This is a genomic window from Streptomyces catenulae, assembly GCF_000718015.1.
Classification (GTDB): domain Bacteria; phylum Actinomycetota; class Actinomycetes; order Streptomycetales; family Streptomycetaceae; genus Streptomyces; species Streptomyces catenulae.
In genome coordinates this window covers 1-20643 of sequence record NZ_JODY01000051.1, presented here as the reverse complement: position 1 = coordinate 20643, position 20643 = coordinate 1, and the positions used below count along the sequence as shown (strand labels likewise).

The following is a 20643-nucleotide window of genomic DNA, read 5'->3' as shown; positions in this document are numbered from 1 at the left end:
GACGTAAGGAGAACGACGTGGAGCTGGCGTTGGCGCCAGAGACTTTGGCGCGATGGCAATTCGGCATCACCACCGTCTACCACTTCCTCTTCGTGCCCCTGACGATCTCCTTGGCGGCGCTGGTCGCCGGGCTGGAGACGGCGTGGGTGCGGACGGGCAAGGAGAAGTACCTCCGGGCCACCAAGTTCTGGGGCAAGCTTTTCCTGATCAATATCGCGATGGGCGTGGTCACCGGCATCGTCCAGGAGTTCCAGTTCGGTATGAACTGGTCCGACTACTCGCGCTTCGTCGGTGACATCTTCGGCGCCCCGCTCGCCTTCGAGGCGCTGCTGGCCTTCTTCTTCGAGTCCACCTTCATCGGACTGTGGATCTTCGGTTGGGACAAGCTGCCGAAGAAGATCCACTGCTTCTGCATGTGGATGGTCTCCATCGGCACCATCCTGTCGGCCTACTTCATCCTCGCGGCCAACTCCTGGATGCAGCACCCCGTGGGGTACAAGTACAACCCCGCGAACGGCCGCGCCGAGCTGACCGACTTCTGGCACGTCCTCACCCAGGACACCACGCTGGTCGTCGTCTTCCACACCCTCACCGCCGCCTTCCTCACCGGCGCCGCGTTCATGGTCGGCATCTCCGCCTACCACCTGATGCGCGGGAAGCACGTCGAGGTGATGCGGCCCTCGCTGCGGCTCGGGCTGGTCACGCTGGTGATCGCCGGGATGCTCACCGCGGTCAGCGGCGACACGCTCGGCAAGGTGATGTTCAAGCAGCAGCCGATGAAGATGGCCGCCGCCGAGGCGCTGTGGGACAAGGAGGAGCCCGCGCCGTTCTCCGTCTTCGCCTACGGCGACGTCGACAAGGGCCACAACAAGGTCGCCATCGAGATCCCCGGTCTCCTCTCCTTCCTCGCCCACAACGACTTCTCCTCGCCGGTGCCCGGCATCAACGACGTCAACAAGGCAGAGCAGGAGCGGTTCGGGCCGGGCGACTACCGGCCCAACATCCCCGTCGCCTACTGGGGCTTCCGCTGGATGATCGGCTTCGGGATGACGTCCTTCGTCATCGGGCTGGCCGGGCTCTGGCTGACCCGGAAGAAGTTCTGGCTCGCACCGGGACTGCGGACCGCCGACGACGAGCCACCACGGCTCGCGCTCACGAAGAACACCGTGCTCGGCGCCCGTCTGACCAAGTGGTACTGGTCGCTGGCGTTCGTCACCCTCGGCTTCCCGCTGATCGCCAACTCCTGGGGCTGGATCTTCACCGAGATGGGCCGCCAGCCGTGGGTCGTCTACGGCGTGCTGCGCACCTCGGACGCGGTCTCGCCCGGCGTCTCCCAGGGCGAGGTGCTCACCTCGATGATCGTCTTCACCGCGCTCTACGCGATCCTCGCCGTCGTCGAGGTCCGGCTGCTGGTCAAGTACATCAAGGCCGGACCGCCGGAACTGACCGACGACGACCTCAACCCGCCCACCAGGATCGGCGGCGACTCCGACGCCGACCGGCCGATGGCCTTCTCGTACTAAGGGGGCGACTGTGCAACTCCACGACGTCTGGTTCGTCCTCATCGCCGTGCTCTGGACGGGCTACTTCTTCCTGGAGGGCTTCGACTTCGGGGTCGGTGTCCTCACCAAACTGCTCGCCCGCGACCGCACCGAGCGGCGCGTCCTGATCAACACCATCGGCCCGGTCTGGGACGGCAACGAGGTGTGGCTGCTCACCGCGGGCGGCGCCACCTTCGCCGCCTTCCCGGAGTGGTACGCCACGCTCTTCTCCGGCTTCTACCTGCCGCTGCTGGTGATCCTCGTCTGCCTGATCGTGCGCGGCGTCGCCTTCGAGTACCGCGCCAAGCGCAGCGAGGAGCGGTGGCAGCGCAACTGGGAACACGCGATCTTCTGGACCTCGCTGCTCCCCGCCTTCCTGTGGGGCGTGGCGTTCGGCAACATCGTGCACGGCGTGAAGATCGACGCGCACAAGGAGTACGTCGGCGGCTTCCTGGACCTGCTCAACCCGTACGCGCTGCTGGGCGGGCTGGTCACGCTGACGCTGTTCACCTTCCACGGCGCGGTCTTCACGGCGCTCAAGACGCTCGGTGACATAAGGGGCCGGGCCCGCCGGATGGCGACGGGCATCGGTCTGGTCGCCGCGGTGCTGGCGGTGGCGTTCCTGATCTGGACGCAGGTGCACCGGGGCAACGGCGCCAGCCTGACCGCGCTGGTCGTGGCGGTCGTCGCGCTGGTCGCGGCGCTCGGCGCCAACCAGCTGGGCCGGGAGGGCTGGGCGTTCAGCTTCTCCGGTCTCACGATCGTCGCCGCGGTGGCGATGCTGTTCCTGACGCTCTTCCCGAACGTCATGCCGTCGACGCTGAACGACGCCTGGAGCCTCACCGTCACCAACGCCTCGTCCAGCCCGTACACCCTGAAGATCATGACCTGGTGCGCCGGGATCGCGACGCCGATCGTGATGCTCTACCAGGGGTGGACGTACTGGGTGTTCCGCAAGCGCATCGGCACCCAGAACATCGCCGACGCCCACTAGGTCCGTGGCGTCCTCCCGCGCGGGAGGACGCTGCGGGCGCCCGCCGGGGCGGTGCCGGATCTCCTGCCGGGGACCGGCACCCTCCCGGACCGCCAGCCCGAGCCCGCCGGGCGGCTCCGCTCCTCGAGGGCGGCGCCAACCGGCTTGCCAGGACGGATGTTTCACGTGAAACCCATCGACCCGCGCCTGCTCCGTCACGCCCGCGCCACCCGCGGATTCCTCGTCGCCGTGGTGCTTCTCGGGCTGGCCGGCGCGGGTCTCGTCATCGGCCAGGCGATGCTCATCGCCGAGATCGTCGTCGGCGCCTTCCAGCACGGCCGCGCCCTCGGTGACCTGGCCGTTCCGGTCGCGCTGCTCGCCGCGGTCTCCGCCGGGCGCGGGCTGGTCTCCTGGCTCACCGAACGTGCGGCGCACCGTGCGAGCGCCGCGGTCAAGTCCGAGCTGCGGACCCGGCTGGTGGAGCGGGCGGCGCTGCTCGGTCCGGGCGCGGCGACGCGGCGTACCGGCGATGCCATGGCGGACGGCGGTGCGGAGCCCGGCGCGGACGGTGAGCGGCGTACCGGTGAACTCGTCACCCTCGCCACCCGCGGCATCGATGCGCTGGACGGCTACTTCGCCCGCTATCTGCCGCAGCTCGGTCTCGCCGTCGTGGTGCCCGTCGCGGTGCTGGCGCGGATCGTCACCGGCGACTGGATCTCCGCGCTGACCATCGTCGTCACGCTGCCGCTGATCCCGCTCTTCATGGTCCTCATCGGATGGGCCACGCAGGCGCGGATGGACCGGCAGTGGCGGCTGCTGTCGCGGCTCTCGGGGCACTTCCTCGACGTCGTCGAGGGGCTGCCGACGCTCAAGGTCTTCGGCCGGGCCAAGGCCCAGGCCACCGCCATCCGCACGCTGACCGGCTCCTACCGGCGCGCGACGCTGCGCACCCTGCGGGTCGCGTTCCTCTCCTCGTTCGCGCTGGAGCTCCTCGCCACGCTCTCCGTCGCGCTGGTCGCCGTCGGCATCGGGATGCGGCTGGTCCACGGCGAACTCGATCTGACCACCGGGCTGATGGTGCTGATCCTGGCGCCAGAGGCGTATCTGCCGCTGCGGCAGGTGGGCGCCGAGTACCACGCGGCGGCGGAGGGCCTGGCGGCCGCCGACGAGATCTTCGCCGTGCTGGAGACGGAGCTGCCGCCCGCCGGGACGGCGCCCGCGCCCGCCGGTACCGCGCTGACCGTCGACGGCCTGGTCGTCCGCCACCCGGGACGCCGGAGCCCGTCGCTCCCGGCGACGTCGTTCGAGGTCCGGGAGGGCGAGACGGTCGCGCTGACCGGCCCGTCCGGCGCCGGGAAGTCCACCCTGCTCAACGCCGTGCTGGGCTTCGCGGCGCCGTCCGAGGGCCGGATCCTCGTCGACGGCACCGACCTCGCCACGCTCGACCCCGAGCAGTGGCGCGCCCGGATCGCCTGGGTGCCGCAGCAGCCGCACCTCTTCGCCGGGACGCTCGCCGAGAACGTCCGGCTGGCGCGCCCGGACGCGGACGACGCGGCGGTGCGCCGGGCGCTGCGGGACGCGGGCGCCCTCGACTTCACCGACGCTCTCCCGGACGGCGCCGACACCCGCATCGGCGAGTCCGGCGCGGGTCTCTCCGCAGGTCAGCGCCAGCGCATCGGGCTGGCCCGGGCGTTCCTCGCCGACCGGCCGATCCTGCTCCTGGACGAGCCGACCGCCAACCTGGACGGGGCGACGGAAGCGGGCGTCGTCGACGCGGTCCGCCGGTTGGCCGCCGGGCGGACGGTGCTGCTCGTTGTCCACCGACCGGCGCTGCTGGCGGTGGCCGACCGGGTGGTGCGGCTGCCCGATCCGGCGGCCGATGCGGCGGAGGCGGCCGAGCCGGAGCGCGGCGCGGCGGCGCGGGCGGCGACCCCCGCGGCCGCTCCCGAGGAGGCGGCCGGTCCCGCGGCGGCGCCGGACGGGGCGGAGCAGCGGCCCGCCGGTGGCTCCGCGCTCGCCCGGCTGCGGCGGATGGCGCGGGCGCGCCGGGGGCGGTTCGCGCTGGCGCTGCTGCTCGGCAGCCTCGCGCTGGGCAGCGCGATCGGGCTGATGGCGACGTCCGGCTGGCTGATCTCCCGGGCCTCGGAGCAGCCCCCGGTGCTCTATCTGATGGTGGCGGTCACCGCGACCCGCGCGTTCGGCATCGGGCGGGCGGTGTTCCGGTACGCGGAGCGGCTGGTGGCGCACGACGCGGTGTTCCGGATGCTCGCCGACGTCCGGGTGGCGGTCTACCGGCGGCTGGAGCGGCTGGCGCCCGCCGGGCTGCGGGAGCGGCGCCGCGGCGATCTGCTCTCCCGGCTGGTCGCCGATGTCGACGCCGTGCAGGACCACTTCCTGCGCTGGCTGCTGCCGGTCGGGGCGGCCGTGGTGGTCGGTGTGGGCACGGTCGGCTTCACCGCCTGGCTGCTGCCGGAGGCGGGCGTGGTGCTCGCCGTCGGGCTGCTGCTCGCCGGGGCGGGGGTGCCGCTGCTGTCGGCCACGCTGTCCCGGCGCGCCGAACGGCGGCTGGCCCCGGCCCGCGGCGCCCTCGCCACTCGGGTCGTCGATCTGCTCACCGGCACCGCCGAGCTGACCGTCGCGGGCGCGCTCTCCTCCCGTACCGCGGCGGTCGGGGCGGCGGACGGCGAGCTGACCCGGATCGCGTCCCGCTCCGCGCGGGCCGCGGGCGTCGGCGCCGGACTGTCGGCGCTGCTGAGCGGGTTGACCGTCACCGTCTCCGCGGCGCTGGGCGTACAGGCGGTGCACGACGGGCGGCTGGACGGCGTCCTCCTCGCCGTCGTGGTGCTGACGCCGCTGGCCGCCTTCGAGGCGGTGGCCGGGCTGCCGCTCGCGGCGCAGTACCGGCTGCGGACCCGGCGCGCCGCCGAGCGGGTCTTCGAGGTGCTGGACGCGCCCGCCCCGGTCCGCGAACCGGAGGCGCCGAAGCCCGCACCGGACGTTCCGTTCCCGCTGGTCGTACGGGATCTGACGGCCCGCCATCCGGGGCAGGCGGTCGCGGCGCTGGACGGGGTCGGTTTCACGTTGGACGCGGGGCGGCGGCTCGCGGTCGTCGGGCCGTCCGGTTCCGGCAAGACCACGCTGGCGCAGGTGCTGCTGCGGTTCCTGGACCGGGAGGCGGGCGGGTACACGCTGGCCGGGACGGACGCCGCGGAGCTGGACGGCGACGCGGTGCGGCGGCTGGTGGGGCTCTGCGCGCAGGACGCGCACGTCTTCGACAGCTCGCTGCGGGAGAACCTCCGGCTCGCCGCACCGGAGGTGACCGGCGACGACGACCTGTGGGAGGCGCTGGAGCGGGCCCGGCTCGCCGGGTGGGTGCGGTCGCTGCCGGACGGGCTCGACACCATGGTCGGCGAGCACGGTGCGCGCCTGTCGGGCGGGCAGCGGCGCCGTCTGGCGCTGGCCCGCGCGCTGCTGGCCGACTTCCCCGTCCTCGTCCTGGACGAGCCCGCCGAGCATCTGGACCTGGCCACCGCCGACGCGCTCACCGCCGATCTGCTGGCCGCGACGGAGGGCCGCACCACGGTCCTGATCACCCACCGGCTCACCGGGCTCGACGCGGTCGACGAGATCCTGGTGCTGGACGGCGGCCGCCCGGTCCAGCGCGGCGGGTACGCGGAGCTGGCCGCGGCGGACGGTCCGTTCCGGCGGATGCTGGAGCGCGAGCGCGAGGTGGACGCGGTGTACGGCGCCGGGGCCGCGGCGGCGGGGCGCGAGGCCGTGGCGGGGGCGGCGCGCGGGTAGCGGGACGCGCCCCTGCCCGGCTGCCGCGGAGGCACCGGCTCCGGGCGCGGTCCCGGCCGCCGCCGACGTCGCAAACGCCAACAAACCAGCCCGTATTAGGCTCGGGGTATGGCAGCCACCGAAGGGCCCTCCGTACCGCAGGACCCCGGGCACCCCGGGGCGGACACCGACGCGTTGCAGGCCGCCACGGAGGCGACCCGCAGCCTCCAGGGGCTCTCCGCGGAGCTGACCGCGCGGGTGCCGCGCCTGATGGAGGCGATGCGCACCGTCGGCGCCGGTCTCGATCTGCACGTCACGCTGGACCGCATCGTGCAGACCGCCGCCGAGCTGGCCGACGCCCGGTACGCCGCCATCGGCATCATCGACGAGGCGCGCGAGGGCCTGTCGGACTTCGTGACGTACGGCGTGACCGCGGAGGACCGGCGGCGCATCGGCGCGCTGCCCGACGGCCACAAGGGGCTGCTGGGCGCGCTCATCCACGATCCGCAGGCGGTGCGGCTCGCCGACCTCACCCAGGACGCCCGCTCGTGCGGCTTCCCCGCGGGGCATCCGCCGATGCGGACGTTCCTGGGGGTGCCGATCCGTGTCCAGCACGAGATCTTCGGCAACCTCTATCTGACGGAGAAGCACGGCGGCGGCGAGTTCAGCGAGGAGGATCTGCACATGGTGCGGGTCCTCGCCACCGAGGCGGGCATCGCCATCGGCAACGCCCGGCTCTACGCCGCGACCCGGCAGCGGGAGCACTGGATCGACGGGTCCGTCGCCGTCACCACCGAGCTGCTCAAGGGCAGCGATGTGGACGACGCGCTCGCCGTCGTCGCCGAACAGGCCCGGCGGCTGGCGGATTCGGCGGCCGGGATCGTGCTGCTGCCGGACGAGGAGGGCGGTCTGGAGATCGTCGCGGTGTCGGCGGACGACCCGGTCGGCATCATGGGCACGCAGATCCCGCCGGACAGCCCGGTGGCGGAGCAACTGCTGGCCGGGGAGCCGTTGTTCCTCGACGACTCGGCCACCGATCCGAGGATGGTCACCGCGCTGGCGCCGCGGTTCGGGCCGAGCATGATGCTGCCTCTCAGGAGCGACGGCCGGGTCCTGGGCACCCTCGCCGTCCCCAGGGCGCGCGGCGCCCGCCCCTTCACCGCGGCCGAGCGCACCCTGGCCACGCAGTTCGCCGCGCAGGCGGCGCTGGCGCTGGTCCTCGCCGACGCCCAGCGCGACCGCGCCCGGCTCGCCGTCTACGAGGACCGCGACCGGATCGCCCGCGACCTCCACGACCTGGTCATCCAGCGGCTGTTCGCCACCGGGATGCTCCTGGAGAGCGCCCAGCGGCGGGCCGTCGTGCCCGAGGTGAAGGAGAACATGGCGAAGGCCGTGGACGAGCTGGACGTGACGATCCAGGAGATCCGGACGGCGATCTTCGCCCTCCAGCAGGAGCCCGCCGAGGCGCCGTCCGGGCTGCGCACCCGGGTGCTGCGGGAGATCGGCACCGCCGCCGTCCCGCTGGGCTTCCGGCCGTCGGCGTCGTTCGTCGGCCCGGTGGACGCCCGGGTCGGCGAGCTGACCGGCAAGAACCTCATCGCGGCGGTCCGTGAGGCGCTGTCGAACGCGTTCCGGCACGCCGGGGCGGCGCGGATCGAGGTCGTCGTGGACGCGACGGTGAAACTGCCGGACGGCACCGACGGCGTCCGGCTGACCGTCGCCGACGACGGCATCGGCATCCCCGCGGACGGCCGCCGCAGCGGCCTGCGCAACCTCGCCAAACGCGCCGAGGCGCTGGGCGGGGCGAGCACCCACGGCCCCGGCATCGGGCCGGACGGCGGGGGCACCACGGTGGTGTGGGAGGCGCCGCTGTGAGGGGGCGCGCGGCGCTGCGCGAGGCGCCGGGGAGCGGCCGGGCACCGGCGGGGCGCGCGGGAGGCTGACGCGCGCCGGGCCGGAACGGGTCCCGGCGGGGGCGCGCGAGGCACGGTGCACGCCGGGCCGTGGCGGTACGGATCAGGGGCGCGCGGAAGGCCGGTGCGCGCCGTCCCGGACCGGTGCTCCCTAGAGGCCCAGCATCCGTTCGATGACGGCCGCGACGCCGTCCTCGTTGTTGGAGGCGGTGCGTCCGGTGGTGACCGCGAGGACGTCGGGATGGGCGTTGGCCATGGCGTACGAGGCGCCCGCCCAGGCCAGCATCTCCATGTCGTTGGGCATGTCCCCGAAGGCGGTGACCTGCTCCGGGGCGATACCGCGCGCCGCACAACACCGGGCCAGCGTCCGGGCCTTGCTCACTCCGGGGCCGCTGATCTCCAGCAGCGCGGTGGGGCTGGACCGGGTGATCGACGCCAGCGGCCCGGCGGCCTCCCGCGCCAGCGCGAGGAACACGTCCGGCTCCCACGCGTCGTGGTGGGCCAGCAGCTTGAGCACGGGCTGCCCCGGGCCGACCGTGGGGATCTCCTCCGCGACGCTCCCGGAGAGCCCCGGTCGGACGCCGACCGTACGGGGCGCACCGGCGTCCGCCGCGCCCACCGGGGCGGCGCCCTGCGCGCCTACGGGGACGGCGTCCGGCGCTCCCACGGGGGCGGCGACCACCTCGTCGCCCGCGCCGAGCGTGGTGGGCGCGGGCCCGGGCGGCGGGTCGAAGTCGTCGGCGAGCAGCTTCTCGACCGGGGCGGTGACGGCCGCCGGATCGCGGTGGAACGGCGGGTAGTGCGGCTCGTAGTGGATGCCGCCGGTCCGCTCGACGGCGAACGACGTCCCGGGCGCGGCGGCCCGCAGCGCCGTCACCACCTCCCGCGCGGCCCCCAGCGGCAACGGGTTGACCTCGACGAACCGGCGCCCCCGGTGCAGATCGACGACGGCCGCACCGTTCGCGCAGATCGCCAGCCCGTGGCCGTGCACATGGTCGCTGACCACGTCCATCCACCGGGCCGGTCGCCCGGTGACGAAGAAGACGTCGACCCCGGCCCGTTCGGCGGCGGCGAGCGCGGCGACGGTCCGCTCCGAGACCGTCTTGTCGTCGTGCAGCAACGTTCCGTCGAGGTCGGTCGCGATCAGCCGGGGCGGAACGCCCTGGCCGGGGACGGGGACTCGGGGAGGCGTCGGAGAGGTCACGGGCTCAATCTTCGCGTACGGGGCGGCGGGGGGAAGCCCTGGGGCGGGACGGTTTCGGGCGCCGGAGCCGGTCGGTGTCGGCTCCGGCCCCGGGTCAGCCGAGCTGGCCGAGCGCCTCCGTGGCGATCGCCTCGAACACCTCGTGGTCCGCCGCGAAGTCCGTCCCCGGGATCGGCCAGTGCAGCACCAGTTCGGTGAAGCCCAGCTCCCGGTGGCGACCCGCGAAGTCGACGAAGGCGGCGACGGACTCCAGGGGGCGGGCGCGGTCCGGGGTGAAGCCGGTGAGCAGGATCTTGTCCAGCTCCGCGGCGTCGCGACCGGCGTCGGCGCACGCCTTGCCGAGCTTGTCCACCTGGGCCCGCAGCGCCTCGACGGACTGCTCGGGCGTGCCCGTCGCGTACAGCTTCGGGTCGCCGGTGGTCACCCACGCCTGCCCGTGGCGGGCGGCGAGGCGCAGACCGCGCGGGCCGGTCGCGGCGACGGCGAAGGGCAGCCGGGGGCGCTGTACGCAGCCGGGGATGTTCTGCGCGCCGCCCGCCGAGTAGAAGGTGCCGTCGTGGGTGACGGTGTCCTCGGTGAGCAGCCGGTCGAGGAGCGGTACGAACTCGGCGAACCGGTCGGCCCGCTCGCGCGGCGTCCACGGCTCCTGCCCGCTGGGGGCGAGGGCGCTCGCGTCGAAGCCGGTGCCGCCCGCGCCGATCCCGAGGGTGATCCGGCCGCCGGAGACGTCGTCGAGCGAGATCAGGTCCTTGGCGAGGGTGACGGGGTGGCGGAAGTTGGGCGAGGTGACGAGCGTCCCCAGCCGCATCCGCCCGGTGACCCCGGCGGCGGCGGTCAGCGTCGGGACGGCGCCGAACCACGGGCCGTCGCGGAACGGGACGCGCCAGGACAGGTGGTCGTAGGTGTACGCCGTGTGGAAGCCCAGCTCCTCCGCCCGCTGCCAGGCGGCGCGGCCACCCTCGTGCCACCGGCGGTACGGGAGGATCACGGTGCTCAGACGCAGACTCATGCCGTCCAGCGTACGGGGGCGCCGACCGGACGGGCCGGGACGCCGGAACCGGCCGTATACGGGTGCGGCGGGACCTGCCGACCCGGGGGCGTGCGGGGCTGCCGGGGCCGTGAACGGCCCGGTCGGGCGCCCGTCGATGCTGCGCCGCCCCCACTGACCTGGACTTATTCCGCACACCGCCAGGAAGAGGGAGAATCGGAAGCGAGCGGCGCAGTGAGCGGGACCCGGCGCGCGGGAAGGCGTGCACGCCCGGGCCCGCCCGGTGCGCGAAGGCGCGGCGCATGGAGGAAGCCATGGCACGGACCCGATTCGCCCCCGATCGCGGGCTGACCTCGCGGATGGTCACCACGATGTTCTTCATCGGGCTGCTGTACGTGGTGGTCGTCGGTGTGCTGGTGGTGCTGCTCAAGGGCGCCTGGGTGATCGTGCTGCTCCTGGCGGGCGGGATGTTCGTCGCGCAGTTCTGGTTCAGCGACCGGATCGCCGCGTTCAGCATGGGCGCGCGGGAGGTCACCCCGGAGCAGGCGCCCGAGCTGCACGGCGCCGTCGACCGGTTGTGCGCGCTGGCGGACATGCCGAAGCCGCGCGTCGCCATCGCCGAGACGGACGTCCCGAACGCCTTCGCCACCGGGCGCAACCAGAAGAACTCCATGGTGTGCGCCACCACGGGCCTGCTGCGGCGGCTGGAGCCGGAGGAGCTGGAGGGCGTCCTCGCCCATGAGCTGTCGCATGTCGCGCACCGCGATGTCGCGGTGATGACCATCGCGTCGTTCCTGGGGGTGCTGGCCGGGATCATCACCCGCGCCGCCCTGTGGAGCGGCGTCGGACGGAACAACCGCGATCAGAACGCCGCCATCGCCGTCCTCGTCGTCACACTGGTCAGCGCGGTCGTCTACGCGATCAGCTTCCTGCTGACCCGGCTGCTGTCCCGGTACCGCGAGCTGTCCGCGGACCGGTCCGCGGCGATCCTCACCGGCCGCCCGTCGGCGCTGGCCTCCGCGCTGACGAAGGTCACCGGGCAGATCGCCCGGATCCCCACCGACGATCTGCGCAAGTCGCAGCCGTTCAACGCCTTCTTCTTCGCCCCGGCGTTCAACAAGGAGACCTTCAACCAGCTGCTCTCCTCGCACCCGACGCTGGAGCAGCGGCTGGACCAGCTGGGCCGGATCTCGGCGCAGCTGGGGCGCCCGTGACGGCGCGTGCGCCCCGGGGCGCACGGCGCTACGGGGCCACGGTGGAAGCGCCGTTCGCCGTGCCCGGTGGGCGTGCCCCGGGCGGCGTACGGGACGAGCGGGGAGAATGACGCCATGGGATTTCTGGACGCCCTTCTCGGCCGCAGCAAGCCGGTCCGCCCCGACCTCGATCAGCTCTTCGCGCTGCCGTCCGCGGCGGTGACGCTGGAGGCGGCGGCGGACTTCCGGCCGACCGGCCGCGGTTCGGTCTGTTTCGCCAGCGTCGAGGGCGGGGAGTTCGCCCGCATCCAGGAGGAGGTCCGCGCCCTCCTGGGGGCGCCGGTCGACTTCAGCCAGGACGCCTACGGGTACACCTGGATGCAGGCGCGGCACGACCCGCAGGACACGGCGGGCCTGGTCAACGACCTGCACGCGGTGAACTCCGCCCTGGAGGGCGCCGGTTTCGGCCCGCAGCTGCTCTGTTCCCTGATGGGCTTCGAGGACGAGCAGAGGCGGCGGCTGGCGCTCGTCTACCTCTACAAGCGCGGCACGTTCTACCCCTTCGCACCCGCGGCGGACGGCGCCGAGAAGCGCGACAACCCGCTGGAGCTGCAGGTCAAGGCGATGCTCGGCGACGATCTGCGGATCGAGAGCGATCTCGCCCGGTGGTTCCCCGTATGGGGCGCGCCCGGGCTCTGAGCCGCACGGCCCAGGGGCCGCCATGGGCGGGTGTCCCGTGGCGGCCCCTAGGACGTGGTCGAGCGCCGGGGGCGCGTTACGCGGTGGGCGCGGGGGCGTCGTCGGGTCCGTCGTCCCGGGCGGTGGCGGCGGGTCCGTCGCCGGTGCCGAGGCCGTGGCGGCTACGGACCCGGTCGCTCGCCTCGCGGACCTTGGCGGAGTCGATCTGCTCCGCGGCCCAGCGGGCCCACTCCTCCTGGGCGGCGGTCATGCGCAGCCCGTACTCCAGGGTGAGCCGCCCGTAGACGGAGATCATGTCGTCGTCCCACTGTGTCTCTTCGTCGACCCGGCGGAGTTCCGCGTGGAGCCGGGCGGTCTCCTCGGCGCGCCCGAGGAGGAACGTACGGGCCTCCAGCGGTGTGAGGACGCCGAGGAAGAAGACCCGCAGCAGGCTCTCGTCGCGGTGCGGGCCGCCGGGCGGGACCTCGGCGAGCCAGTGCTGCAGCTCGGCGATGCCCTCCCGGGTGATCGCGTACTCCTTGCGGCCACGGGGGCCGTGCGCGGAGACCTCGGCGAGGCCCGCGGCGGTCAACTTGCCCAATTCGCCGTAGACCTGGCTCTGCGTGGCCGGCCAGACGTTGGTCAGCGAGGCGTTGAACAGCTTCATCAGGTCGTAGCCGCTCGCCGGGGATTCGGACAGCAGGCCCAGCACGGCATGTTTCAGGCTCATGCCCGCACACTAACTCCCACATTCCACTCTTGACACGTCGGGTTCTCACCTTCTACTTTCGACATGTCGAAACAGAAATGTGCGGGCGGGGCCCGCAGTGGGGGGAAAGACATGCAGTACCTACGGGGATTCCTGCCCTGGCTGGCGTTCGGATTCGTCTCCTCGGTCGGGTGGCAGTGGGGCGCACTGGCCGGGCTGGTGCTCGCGGCGGCGCTCCTGCTCACCGACCGCACCGCGGGCTGGGCGCTCTCGTTCACCCTCACCGCCCTCGCGCAGGCCGCCCTGTCCTTCCACGGCGGGCACCCGGGCCTCTCGATCGCGGTCCAGGTCGCCGGGTTCGTCCTCCCGGCCCGCTTCACCGCCGCCTACCCGGAGCGGGCCCGTGCCCGGTATCTCCGCGACGCCGCCCCGCAGCACCCGGTACGGACCCAGGGAGCCTGACGCCATGACCACCGCACCCGCCCCGCACCTGGCGGGCAACTTCGCCCCGGTGCCCGATGAACTCACCACCCACGACCTGCCGGTCACCGGCACCGTCCCACCCGAGCTGACCGGCTGGTACCTGCGCAACGGCCCCAACCCGCACGCCGCCGCCTCGGCGCACTGGTTCCTCGGCGACGGCATGGTCCACGGCGTACGCCTGGCGGACGGCCGCGCCACCGCCTACCGCAACCGCTGGGTGCGCACCACGACCTTCACCGACGGCGCCACGCTCTACGACGGCAAGGGAGGGTTCGACCGCACCGCCGGTCTCGCCAACACCCACGTCGTCCGGCACGCCGGACGCACCCTGGCCCTGGTCGAGTCGTCCTTCCCCTACGTACTGGACCACCGCCCGGGTCATGAGCTGGAGACGCTCGGCCCGTACGACTTCGGCGGCCGTCTCACCACCGCCATGACCGCCCACCCGAAGACCTGCCCCACCACCGGTGAGCTGCACTTCTTCGGCTACGGCGGGCTACGGCCCCCGTATCTCACCTACCACCGCGCCGACGCCGCGGGGGAGTTGGTGCTCAGCCGCCCGATCGACGTACCGGGCCACACGATGATGCACGACTTCCACCTCACCGATACCCACGTCGTCTTCATGGACCTCCCGGTCGTCTTCGACCACACCACCCCCGGCATGCCCTACCGCTGGGACCCGGAGTACGGCGCCCGCCTCTGCGTCCTGCGCCGCGACGACCCCTTCGGCCCGGTCCGCCATCTGCCCATCGACCCCTGCTACGTCTTCCACGCCCTCAACGCCCACGACGACGGCGACGACCGCATCGTCCTGTACGTCTCCCGGTACGCGACCTACGGCGTCCCGGCCCCGGCGCATCTGTGGCGGTGGACCCTCGACCTGTCCACCGGCACCGTCCGCGAGGAGCAACTCGACGACCGGGAGTGCGAGTTCCCCCGGATCGACGACCGCCTCGCCGGACGCCCCACCCGCTTCGGCCACGCCACCGCCGCCGAGGGCCCCGGCTCCGGCCCGGCGCCCGGCGCGCTGCTCCGGTACGACCTGCGGACCGGAACGTCCGAGCGGTACGACTTCGGGCCCGGCCGCACCCCCGGCGAGGCGGCCTTCGCCCCCGCGGACGACGTCCCCGGCGGCCCCGGCTGGCTGATCACCTATGTCCACGACGCGGCGAAGGACACCAGCGATCTGGTGATCCTCGACGCGGAGGAGATATCCGCCGGCCCCGTCGCCACCGTCCACCTGCCCCGGCGCGTCCCCTACGGATTCCACGGCAACTGGCTCCCGGATCCGGCCGGTTGACCACACGGGCGCCACGGCGCTTCCGGCCTGCTCCTTGACAACAGCACAGTGCGCTGCGGAGAGATCCCGGTACCGGGATCGGCCCGGCCCGCGGTCTCAGCCGCCGGTGGCGCCGCGGGGCTCGCCGGAGCTACCGGTCCCGTCCGGCCCGGGCACCGGCGCCGCCCCGCCCGGACCCGTGCCGTGGGGGAGCGGCGGGACCAGGGCGTCCAGGGCGCGGGCCTGCACCTCCCGCCGCGCGGCCGCTGCGATGAACGCGGCGGTGTTCTCCGGGCCGACCAGTTCCCGCACGGCCGCCACCGCGTCGGCGGGCAGCACCACGGCGGCCCGGTCCGCCTCGGCGCGGGGGACCGGGGCGGGCCCGGTCCCGGCGGGCGGCACGCCGCCGCCCTCGCGTGCGGGCCGGGGCACACCCCCGCACCGGCGCGGTTCGGCGGCGAAGGGCCCGCGGGCACCCGCCCCGCTGCCGGGCGCATGACCGCCGAAGATGTCCGTCCGGCCCTCGTCGAAGGCACCGGCCCCGGGCGCCTCGGGGGCATCACCCGGCGGGAGCGCACCGGCGAGGTGCTCGCGCAGATGGCGGGTGGCAAGAGTGCGCATCGCGCGGGCGAGTTCGGCGTCGATGGTCTGCCGGGCCAGTGGCCGCAGCCGCCGGACCAACGCCGCCGCCTCGGCCGCCGCCGCTTCCGTCGGCGGCCGGTCGAGGAACGGCTGGAAGACATGCTCGGTGGTGAAGTCCAGGAAGCGGGAGGCGATGTGCTCGACCTGCGCGCGCAGCTCCCGCAGATGGGTGGCGACGGCGGTGAGCGGGACGCCCGCGGAGTGCAGTTCGGCGGCGACGGCCAGCTCCTGCGGGCTGGGCACCGCGTACACCTCGGCCCGGTCCGGTACGGGCTCCAGGATGCCCAGTTCGACGGCCTCGGCGAGCGCCGCGCCGTCGAGCCCCGAGCCGTCCGCCGCACCGCCGAACGCGTCGTGCAACTGCTCGGCGGTGACGAGGGACGACTGCTCCTCGCTCCACGGCCCGTCGACCTCGGCGGCCAGCCCGAGGACCCCGCCGAGGTCCCGCCCCGCGTCCCACGCCTCCAGGAGCTCCTTGATGCTGGCGAGGGTGTAGCCGCGCTCCAGCAGGTCGGTGATCTGCCGCAGCCGCGTGAGATGGGCGTCGCCGTAGACGTTGGCACGGCCCCGGCGCTCCGGGCGGGGCAGCAGACCGCGGTCCTGGTAGGCGCGGATGGTGCGGACGGTGGCGCCGCTGAGGCGGGCCAGGTCCTCGATGCGGTACTCCGGCTGCGGCTGGTCGGTCAAGGCGGTGCTCCTCACAGGTCGGCCGCGCCGCTCACCGCACCCGCCGCGGCGCGGACGACCGGGGAGGCGCCGGTGGGGCGACGGCCGTACAACGCCCCGTCCTGCGAGGGATGGTACGGGCGCGCCACCGGCCCCCGCACCGCCCCGCTCCCCACGCCGGACCGCCGCGCCCGGCCCTCACCCGACCCGAGGCGGACCCCGCCCGCACCCGGGCCGGAACAGGCCCCGCCCGCACCCGGGCCGGAACAGGCCCCGCCCGCACCCGGGCCGGAACAGGCCCCGGCCGGGCGCGGGCCGGGACGCCTCCCGGTCCGGCGTGCCCCGGAAGGCGTCGCCTCCCGTCTCACAGCGGAGGCTCGATGCGGGCGACGGCCCGCAGCGCGCGCGGCGCCACCCGGGAGAGGAACCGCGCACCGCGCGCCTCGGGGGTGACGGGCACCACCGCCTGGTTGCGGACCACGGCGCGCAGCACGGCGTCCGCGACCTTCTCCGGCGGGTAGTTGCGCAGCCCGTAGACCCGGGTGGCCTTCGTCTGGCGCGCCTTCTCCTCGTCGGCCGAGACCCCGGTGAACCGCGAGGTGGCGGTGATGTTGGTGTTGACCAGCCCCGGGCAGATCGCCGAGACCCCGATGCCCTGCCCCGCCAACTCGGCACGGAGACATTCGCTGAGCATCAGCACCGCCGCCTTGGACGTGCTGTACGCGGGCAGCGCCCGGGACGGCTGGAAGGCCGCGGCGGAGGCGGTGTTGACGATGTGCCCGCCCTGGCCGCGCTCCGCCATCCGCTTCCCGAACGTCCGGCAGCCGTGGATCACGCCCCAGAGATTGACGTCCAGGACCTTCTGCCAGTCCTCCACCGATGTCTCCATGAAGGAGCCCGACAGTCCGATGCCCGCGTTGTTGACCAGCACGTCGACCGTGCCGTAGGCGGCCTCGACGTGGTCCGCGAGCTTCTCCATCGCCGCCGCGTCCGCGACGTCGACCACCTCGCTGTACGCCTGCGGCGCGCCGATCAGCCGGGCCATGTCCGCGGTCCGGGCGGCGCCCTCCGCGTCCCGGTCCACCGCGATGATCCGTGCACCGGCCTCCGCGAACGCGAACGCCGTCGCCCGGCCGATGCCGCTCGCCGCGCCGGTCACCAGCACCAGTTGCCCGCCGAACCGGTCCGCGTACGCCCCGGACGCCGCGACCGCCTTCGCCGGGTCGCCCTCCTCCTGGGTGGTGACGAACTCCGTGATCCACGCGGCCAGTTGATCGGGCCGGGTGCGCGGCACCCAGTGCTTGGCCGGGAGGGTGCGGCGGGTGAGCCGGGGCGCCCAGCGGTCGAGGTCGTCGTAGAGCCGCTCCGACAGGAACGCGTCGCCGGTCGGGGTGATGAGCTGCACCGGGCAGTGGGCGAAGGCGTCGTCGCGGGGGTGGCCGAGGCGGGAGCGGATGTTGTCGCGGTACAGCCAGGCGCCGTGGGCCGCGTCGCGGGGCAGGGACGACGTCGGGTAGTCGCCACCCGGCACCTTCTCGAACCGTTCCATGAGCGCCGGCCACCGCTTGCCGAGCGGTCCCTTCCAGGCCATCTCCGGCAGCGCCGGGGTGTGCAGCGCGTACACGTACCAGGACTTCAGGGACTGGGACAGGAGCTGTGTGGCGCGGCGGGGGGTGGGCCGCTTGAGGCGACCCTTGATCCAGTGGCCGAAGTGGTCGAGGGACGGGCCCGACATCGAGGTGAACGACGCGATCCGGCCCTCGGTCCGCCGGACCGTCGCGAACTCCCAGGACTGCACCGAGCCCCAGTCGTGCCCCACCAGGTGCACCGGCCGGTCCGGGCTGACGGCGTCCGCGACGGCGAGGAAGTCATCGGTCAGCTTCTCCAGGGTGAACCCGCCGCGCAGCGGCTGCGGCGCGGTCGAGCGCCCGCAGCCCCGCACGTCGTACAGGACCACGTGGAAGCGGTCGGCGAGCCGCTGCGCGACATCGGACCAGACCTCCTTGCTGTCCGGGTAGCCGTGCACCAGCAGCACCGTGGGCCGCTCCGGATCACCCAGTTCGGCGACGCACAGCTCGATACCTCCGGTGCGCACCCACCGCTCCCGGGCCCCCGGGAGACCGGCCCCGGCAGCTGCGCCGCCGCTCCCGGAGTCCGCCGCACCGGCAGCGCCCGCCGCCCCGCGCCCTTCCACCGCGTCCGCCATGTCCCTCTCCTCGCCCTCTTCCTCGACTTCGTTGCCGACCGGATCCGGAAGCTGCGTCACCCGGCCTTCTCCTCCTGCCAGCGCCGCACATGCGGCAGATCGTCGTCCAGCCAGAACGCGCTCTCCTGCGGGTCCTTGGAGTCCGTCACGACGAGGATCTCCTCGAACTTCGCGCCCGTACCGCGGAAGCCGAGATGCGGTTCGACGGCCCACAGCCCGGGCTGCGGCGGATGGTCGGAGAAGGAGTACGGGCTCCACAGCGGCGACCAGCCCTCCCGGTGGCCGTGCAGCGCGTCCGACGCCAGTCCCTTCAGGGACTGTGTCCCGAAGCCGAACACGGTGGGCGCCCACCGCCGCTCCCGCACCCGGTCGACCTTGTGGGCGATAACCCCGAACGGGTAGGCGCGGTGCCGGTTCGTGTGGCCCTGGCGCACCATCAGGCGCTCGACGTCCTCGTAGATCTCCCGCAGCGGGCGGCGCTCGCGCACCTCGCGGAGGATCAGTTCGCGGTGCGCCTCCAGGTCGGCCATCAGCCGGTCGTGGACGGGGTTGAGGCCCAGGCAGCCGGAGTAGCCGATGTCGGCGGTGAAGCCGCGGTGGACCGGCGCCATGTCGAGGATGAACGGCATCCCCGGCTCCAGCCGCCGCCCGGTCGGGAAGAACTGCAGCGGCACGCGGAACCCGGCGAACGCCGTCCGGTCGCCGAACCACGCGAACGGCAGGTGGAACCAGTCCCGCACCCCGCGCCCGCGCAGCCACACCCGCTGCATCCGCGCCGCCTCCCGCTCGGTGACACCCGGCTTGAGCTGCGCGGCGACGGCCTCGGCGCACTCGTAGGCGAGGCGCTGGACCTCCCGGAAGCCGCGCAGTCGCGCGCCGAAGGCCCCGGCCGCCGCCGGATTCTGTGAGGTCACTGCAGGCATCGTCAACCGTCCGTCCGTCAGCAGGGCATCGTCGCGGTACGTGCGCGTAACTTGACATTGATGAATGTGACAATCGCTGACGTCTACGTCAAGAGGCGTGCGGCGAACCCGCACGGAACCTGCCACGGACCCACCGGCCGAGCCCCGTTGAGCCCCCGCCCCACGGCCACCCGCACCCGCCCCACGGCAGCACCCGACCCGAGGCCGCACCTCGCCCGCGACCCGCCCCGTCCCCTCCGCCATGCCCCGCGGGAAGGGCTTCCCCTAGGGGGCGTCGTCCCCGAGAGGTAGGGGCGGACCGTCACCTGGGTTGACGATCCGTGTGGCGGGCGCCACTACCGTCGAGATGTGACCGTCATCCTGACCGAAAGCCTCAGCAAGCGGTTCCCGCGGGTGACCGCCCTGGACCGGCTGACCGTGGACATCGCGCCCGGTGTGACCGGCCTGGTGGGCGCCAACGGGGCCGGAAAATCGACCCTGATCAAGATCCTCCTCGGCCTCGCCCCGGCCACCGAGGGCACCGCGCACGTCCTCGGCATGGACGTCACCACCCACGGCGCCGCCATCCGCGAACGCGTCGGCTACATGCCCGAACACGACTGCCTGCCCCCGGACGTCTCCGCCACCGAATTCGTCGTCCACATGGCCCGGATGTCCGGGCTGCCCCCCACCGCGGCCCGCGAACGCACCGCGGACACCCTCCGCCACGTCGGCCTCTACGAGGAGCGCTACCGCCCCATCGGCGGCTACTCCACGGGCATGAAACAGCGCGTCAAACTCGCCCAGGCCCTCGTCCACGACCCGGAACTGGTCTTCCTCGACGAGCCGACCAACGGCCTCGACCCCGTCGGCCGGGCCGACATGCTCGGCCTGATCCGCCGCGTCCACACCGACTTCGGCATCTCCGTCCTGGTCACCTCCCACCTCCTCGGCGAACTGGAACGCACCTGCGACCACGTCGTCGTCATCGACGGCGGGACGCTGCTGCGCTCCTCCGTCACCGGCGAGTTCACCCGGGCGACCACCTCCCTGGTCGTCGAGGTCACCGACACCGACGAGCACCCCGACGGCACCACCGCCCTCCACGCGGCCCTCACCGCCGCCGGAGCCACCGTCACCCGCGACGCACCCGGCGCCGCCCCGGCCACCACCGCCGGGCACCTCCTCCACATCGAGGCCGACGCGCCCGGCGGCACGGACCCGCACGACCTCGTCCGCGACACCGTCGCCACCCTCGGCCTCGTCCGCATGGAGCCCCGCCGCCACCACCTCGCCGAGGTCTTCCACACCCCGGCGACCGCCACCACCGCAGCCGAGGCCCCGCCCGGCACCGCACCCGCCATCCCGGCCCCCGCCCCGCACCCCGCCCCGAAGGGAGGCGCCCCCGATGCCCGCTGACCCCACCTCACCGGCCACCACCCCGGACGGCCACCGCCCCGCCCCCTACGGGCCCACCCCCGAC

At 73.8% G+C, this 20643-nt stretch carries 15 protein-coding genes; 9 read left to right on the top strand and 6 right to left on the bottom strand.

The window, feature by feature from the left end; all coding sequences use genetic code 11:
* The first annotated feature begins 17 nt into the window (after window positions 1–17).
* From IF23_RS0129455 to IF23_RS0129440, 4 genes are all read left to right on the top strand, one after another.
* Entirely contained in the window at window positions 18–1523 is a 1506-nt protein-coding gene (locus tag IF23_RS0129455) for a cytochrome ubiquinol oxidase subunit I (protein WP_030289102.1), read from the top strand.
* A 10-nt stretch (window positions 1524–1533) separates the two neighbouring features.
* Complete coding sequence (cydB, locus tag IF23_RS0129450; RefSeq protein ID WP_030289100.1) at window positions 1534–2535, top strand: cytochrome d ubiquinol oxidase subunit II; 1002 nt, start codon at window positions 1534–1536, stop codon at window positions 2533–2535.
* A 156-nt stretch (window positions 2536–2691) separates the two neighbouring features.
* Window positions 2692–6315, top strand: coding sequence for a thiol reductant ABC exporter subunit CydD (gene cydD, locus IF23_RS0129445; protein WP_078654353.1), 3624 nt, complete (start codon window positions 2692–2694; stop codon window positions 6313–6315).
* Between the two features lie 108 nt (window positions 6316–6423).
* On the top strand, window positions 6424–8169 hold the full coding sequence (locus IF23_RS0129440; RefSeq protein ID WP_078654352.1) for a sensor histidine kinase: 1746 nt from the start codon (window positions 6424–6426) through the stop codon (window positions 8167–8169).
* 189 nt (window positions 8170–8358) lie between these two features.
* Here the strand turns inward: IF23_RS0129440 and IF23_RS0129435 are convergent, their stop codons facing one another.
* Together IF23_RS0129435 and IF23_RS0129430 are read right to left on the bottom strand one after the other, a co-directional pair.
* The gene (locus IF23_RS0129435; protein WP_030289094.1) at window positions 8359–9411 is read right to left on the bottom strand and encodes an HAD hydrolase family protein; all 1053 of its coding nucleotides are present in this window, start codon (window positions 9409–9411) and stop codon (window positions 8359–8361) included.
* 94 nt (window positions 9412–9505) lie between these two features.
* A complete protein-coding gene (locus IF23_RS0129430; protein ID WP_030289093.1) occupies window positions 9506–10420 on the bottom strand; it encodes an LLM class flavin-dependent oxidoreductase in 915 nt (304 codons plus the stop codon).
* 293 nt (window positions 10421–10713) lie between these two features.
* Between IF23_RS0129430 and htpX the strand changes: the two genes are divergently transcribed.
* Both htpX and pspAB read left to right on the top strand, forming a co-directional pair.
* Entirely contained in the window at window positions 10714–11613 is a 900-nt protein-coding gene (gene htpX / locus IF23_RS0129425; RefSeq protein WP_030289091.1) for a zinc metalloprotease HtpX, read from the top strand.
* A gap of 114 nt (window positions 11614–11727) precedes the next feature.
* On the top strand, window positions 11728–12291 hold the full coding sequence (gene pspAB, locus IF23_RS0129420; protein WP_030289089.1) for a PspA-associated protein PspAB: 564 nt from the start codon (window positions 11728–11730) through the stop codon (window positions 12289–12291).
* 76 nt (window positions 12292–12367) lie between these two features.
* Here pspAB and IF23_RS0129415 read toward each other — a convergent pair whose 3' ends face one another.
* Window positions 12368–13000, bottom strand: a complete 633-nt coding sequence (locus IF23_RS0129415) for a PadR family transcriptional regulator (protein WP_037680205.1) — start codon at window positions 12998–13000, stop codon at window positions 12368–12370.
* 111 nt (window positions 13001–13111) lie between these two features.
* Between IF23_RS0129415 and IF23_RS0129410 the strand changes: the two genes are divergently transcribed.
* The gene (locus tag IF23_RS0129410) at window positions 13112–13441 is read left to right on the top strand and encodes a hypothetical protein (protein ID WP_030289085.1); all 330 of its coding nucleotides are present in this window, start codon (window positions 13112–13114) and stop codon (window positions 13439–13441) included.
* 4 nt (window positions 13442–13445) lie between these two features.
* On the top strand, window positions 13446–14765 hold the full coding sequence (locus IF23_RS0129405) for a carotenoid oxygenase family protein (protein ID WP_030289082.1): 1320 nt from the start codon (window positions 13446–13448) through the stop codon (window positions 14763–14765).
* Window positions 14766–14861: 96 nt separating this feature from the next.
* Here IF23_RS0129405 and IF23_RS0129400 read toward each other — a convergent pair whose 3' ends face one another.
* The 3 genes from IF23_RS0129400 to IF23_RS0129385 form a co-directional block, all read right to left on the bottom strand.
* A complete protein-coding gene (locus IF23_RS0129400; RefSeq protein ID WP_078654351.1) occupies window positions 14862–16073 on the bottom strand; it encodes a MerR family transcriptional regulator in 1212 nt (403 codons plus the stop codon).
* 343 nt (window positions 16074–16416) lie between these two features.
* The gene (locus IF23_RS0129390; RefSeq protein WP_281180026.1) at window positions 16417–18318 is read right to left on the bottom strand and encodes an SDR family oxidoreductase; all 1902 of its coding nucleotides are present in this window, start codon (window positions 18316–18318) and stop codon (window positions 16417–16419) included.
* On the bottom strand, window positions 18315–19181 hold the full coding sequence (locus IF23_RS0129385) for a M24 family metallopeptidase (protein ID WP_030289076.1): 867 nt from the start codon (window positions 19179–19181) through the stop codon (window positions 18315–18317). The genes IF23_RS0129390 and IF23_RS0129385 overlap by 4 nt, the downstream gene beginning before the upstream one ends.
* A gap of 348 nt (window positions 19182–19529) precedes the next feature.
* Between IF23_RS0129385 and IF23_RS0129380 the strand changes: the two genes are divergently transcribed.
* Window positions 19530–20579, top strand: coding sequence for an ABC transporter ATP-binding protein (locus IF23_RS0129380; RefSeq protein ID WP_051739981.1), 1050 nt, complete (start codon window positions 19530–19532; stop codon window positions 20577–20579).
* Window positions 20580–20643 lie beyond the last annotated feature (64 nt).

What these genes read in the sequence shown, in the direction of transcription:
- cydD (WP_078654353.1), top strand. Translation starts at nt 2,692, where the DNA reads ATGTTTCACGTGAAACCCATCGACCCGCGCCTGCTCCGTCACGCCCGC.
- IF23_RS0129440 (WP_078654352.1), top strand. Translation starts at nt 6,424, where the DNA reads ATGGCAGCCACCGAAGGGCCCTCCGTACCGCAGGACCCCGGGCACCCC.
- IF23_RS0129430 (WP_030289093.1), bottom strand. Translation starts at nt 10,420, where the DNA reads ATGAGTCTGCGTCTGAGCACCGTGATCCTCCCGTACCGCCGGTGGCAC.
- htpX (WP_030289091.1), top strand. Translation starts at nt 10,714, where the DNA reads ATGGCACGGACCCGATTCGCCCCCGATCGCGGGCTGACCTCGCGGATG.
- pspAB (WP_030289089.1), top strand. Translation starts at nt 11,728, where the DNA reads ATGGGATTTCTGGACGCCCTTCTCGGCCGCAGCAAGCCGGTCCGCCCC.
- IF23_RS0129415 (WP_037680205.1), bottom strand. Translation starts at nt 13,000, where the DNA reads ATGAGCCTGAAACATGCCGTGCTGGGCCTGCTGTCCGAATCCCCGGCG.
- IF23_RS0129410 (WP_030289085.1), top strand. Translation starts at nt 13,112, where the DNA reads ATGCAGTACCTACGGGGATTCCTGCCCTGGCTGGCGTTCGGATTCGTC.
- IF23_RS0129405 (WP_030289082.1), top strand. Translation starts at nt 13,446, where the DNA reads ATGACCACCGCACCCGCCCCGCACCTGGCGGGCAACTTCGCCCCGGTG.
- IF23_RS0129385 (WP_030289076.1), bottom strand. Translation starts at nt 19,181, where the DNA reads ATGCCTGCAGTGACCTCACAGAATCCGGCGGCGGCCGGGGCCTTCGGC.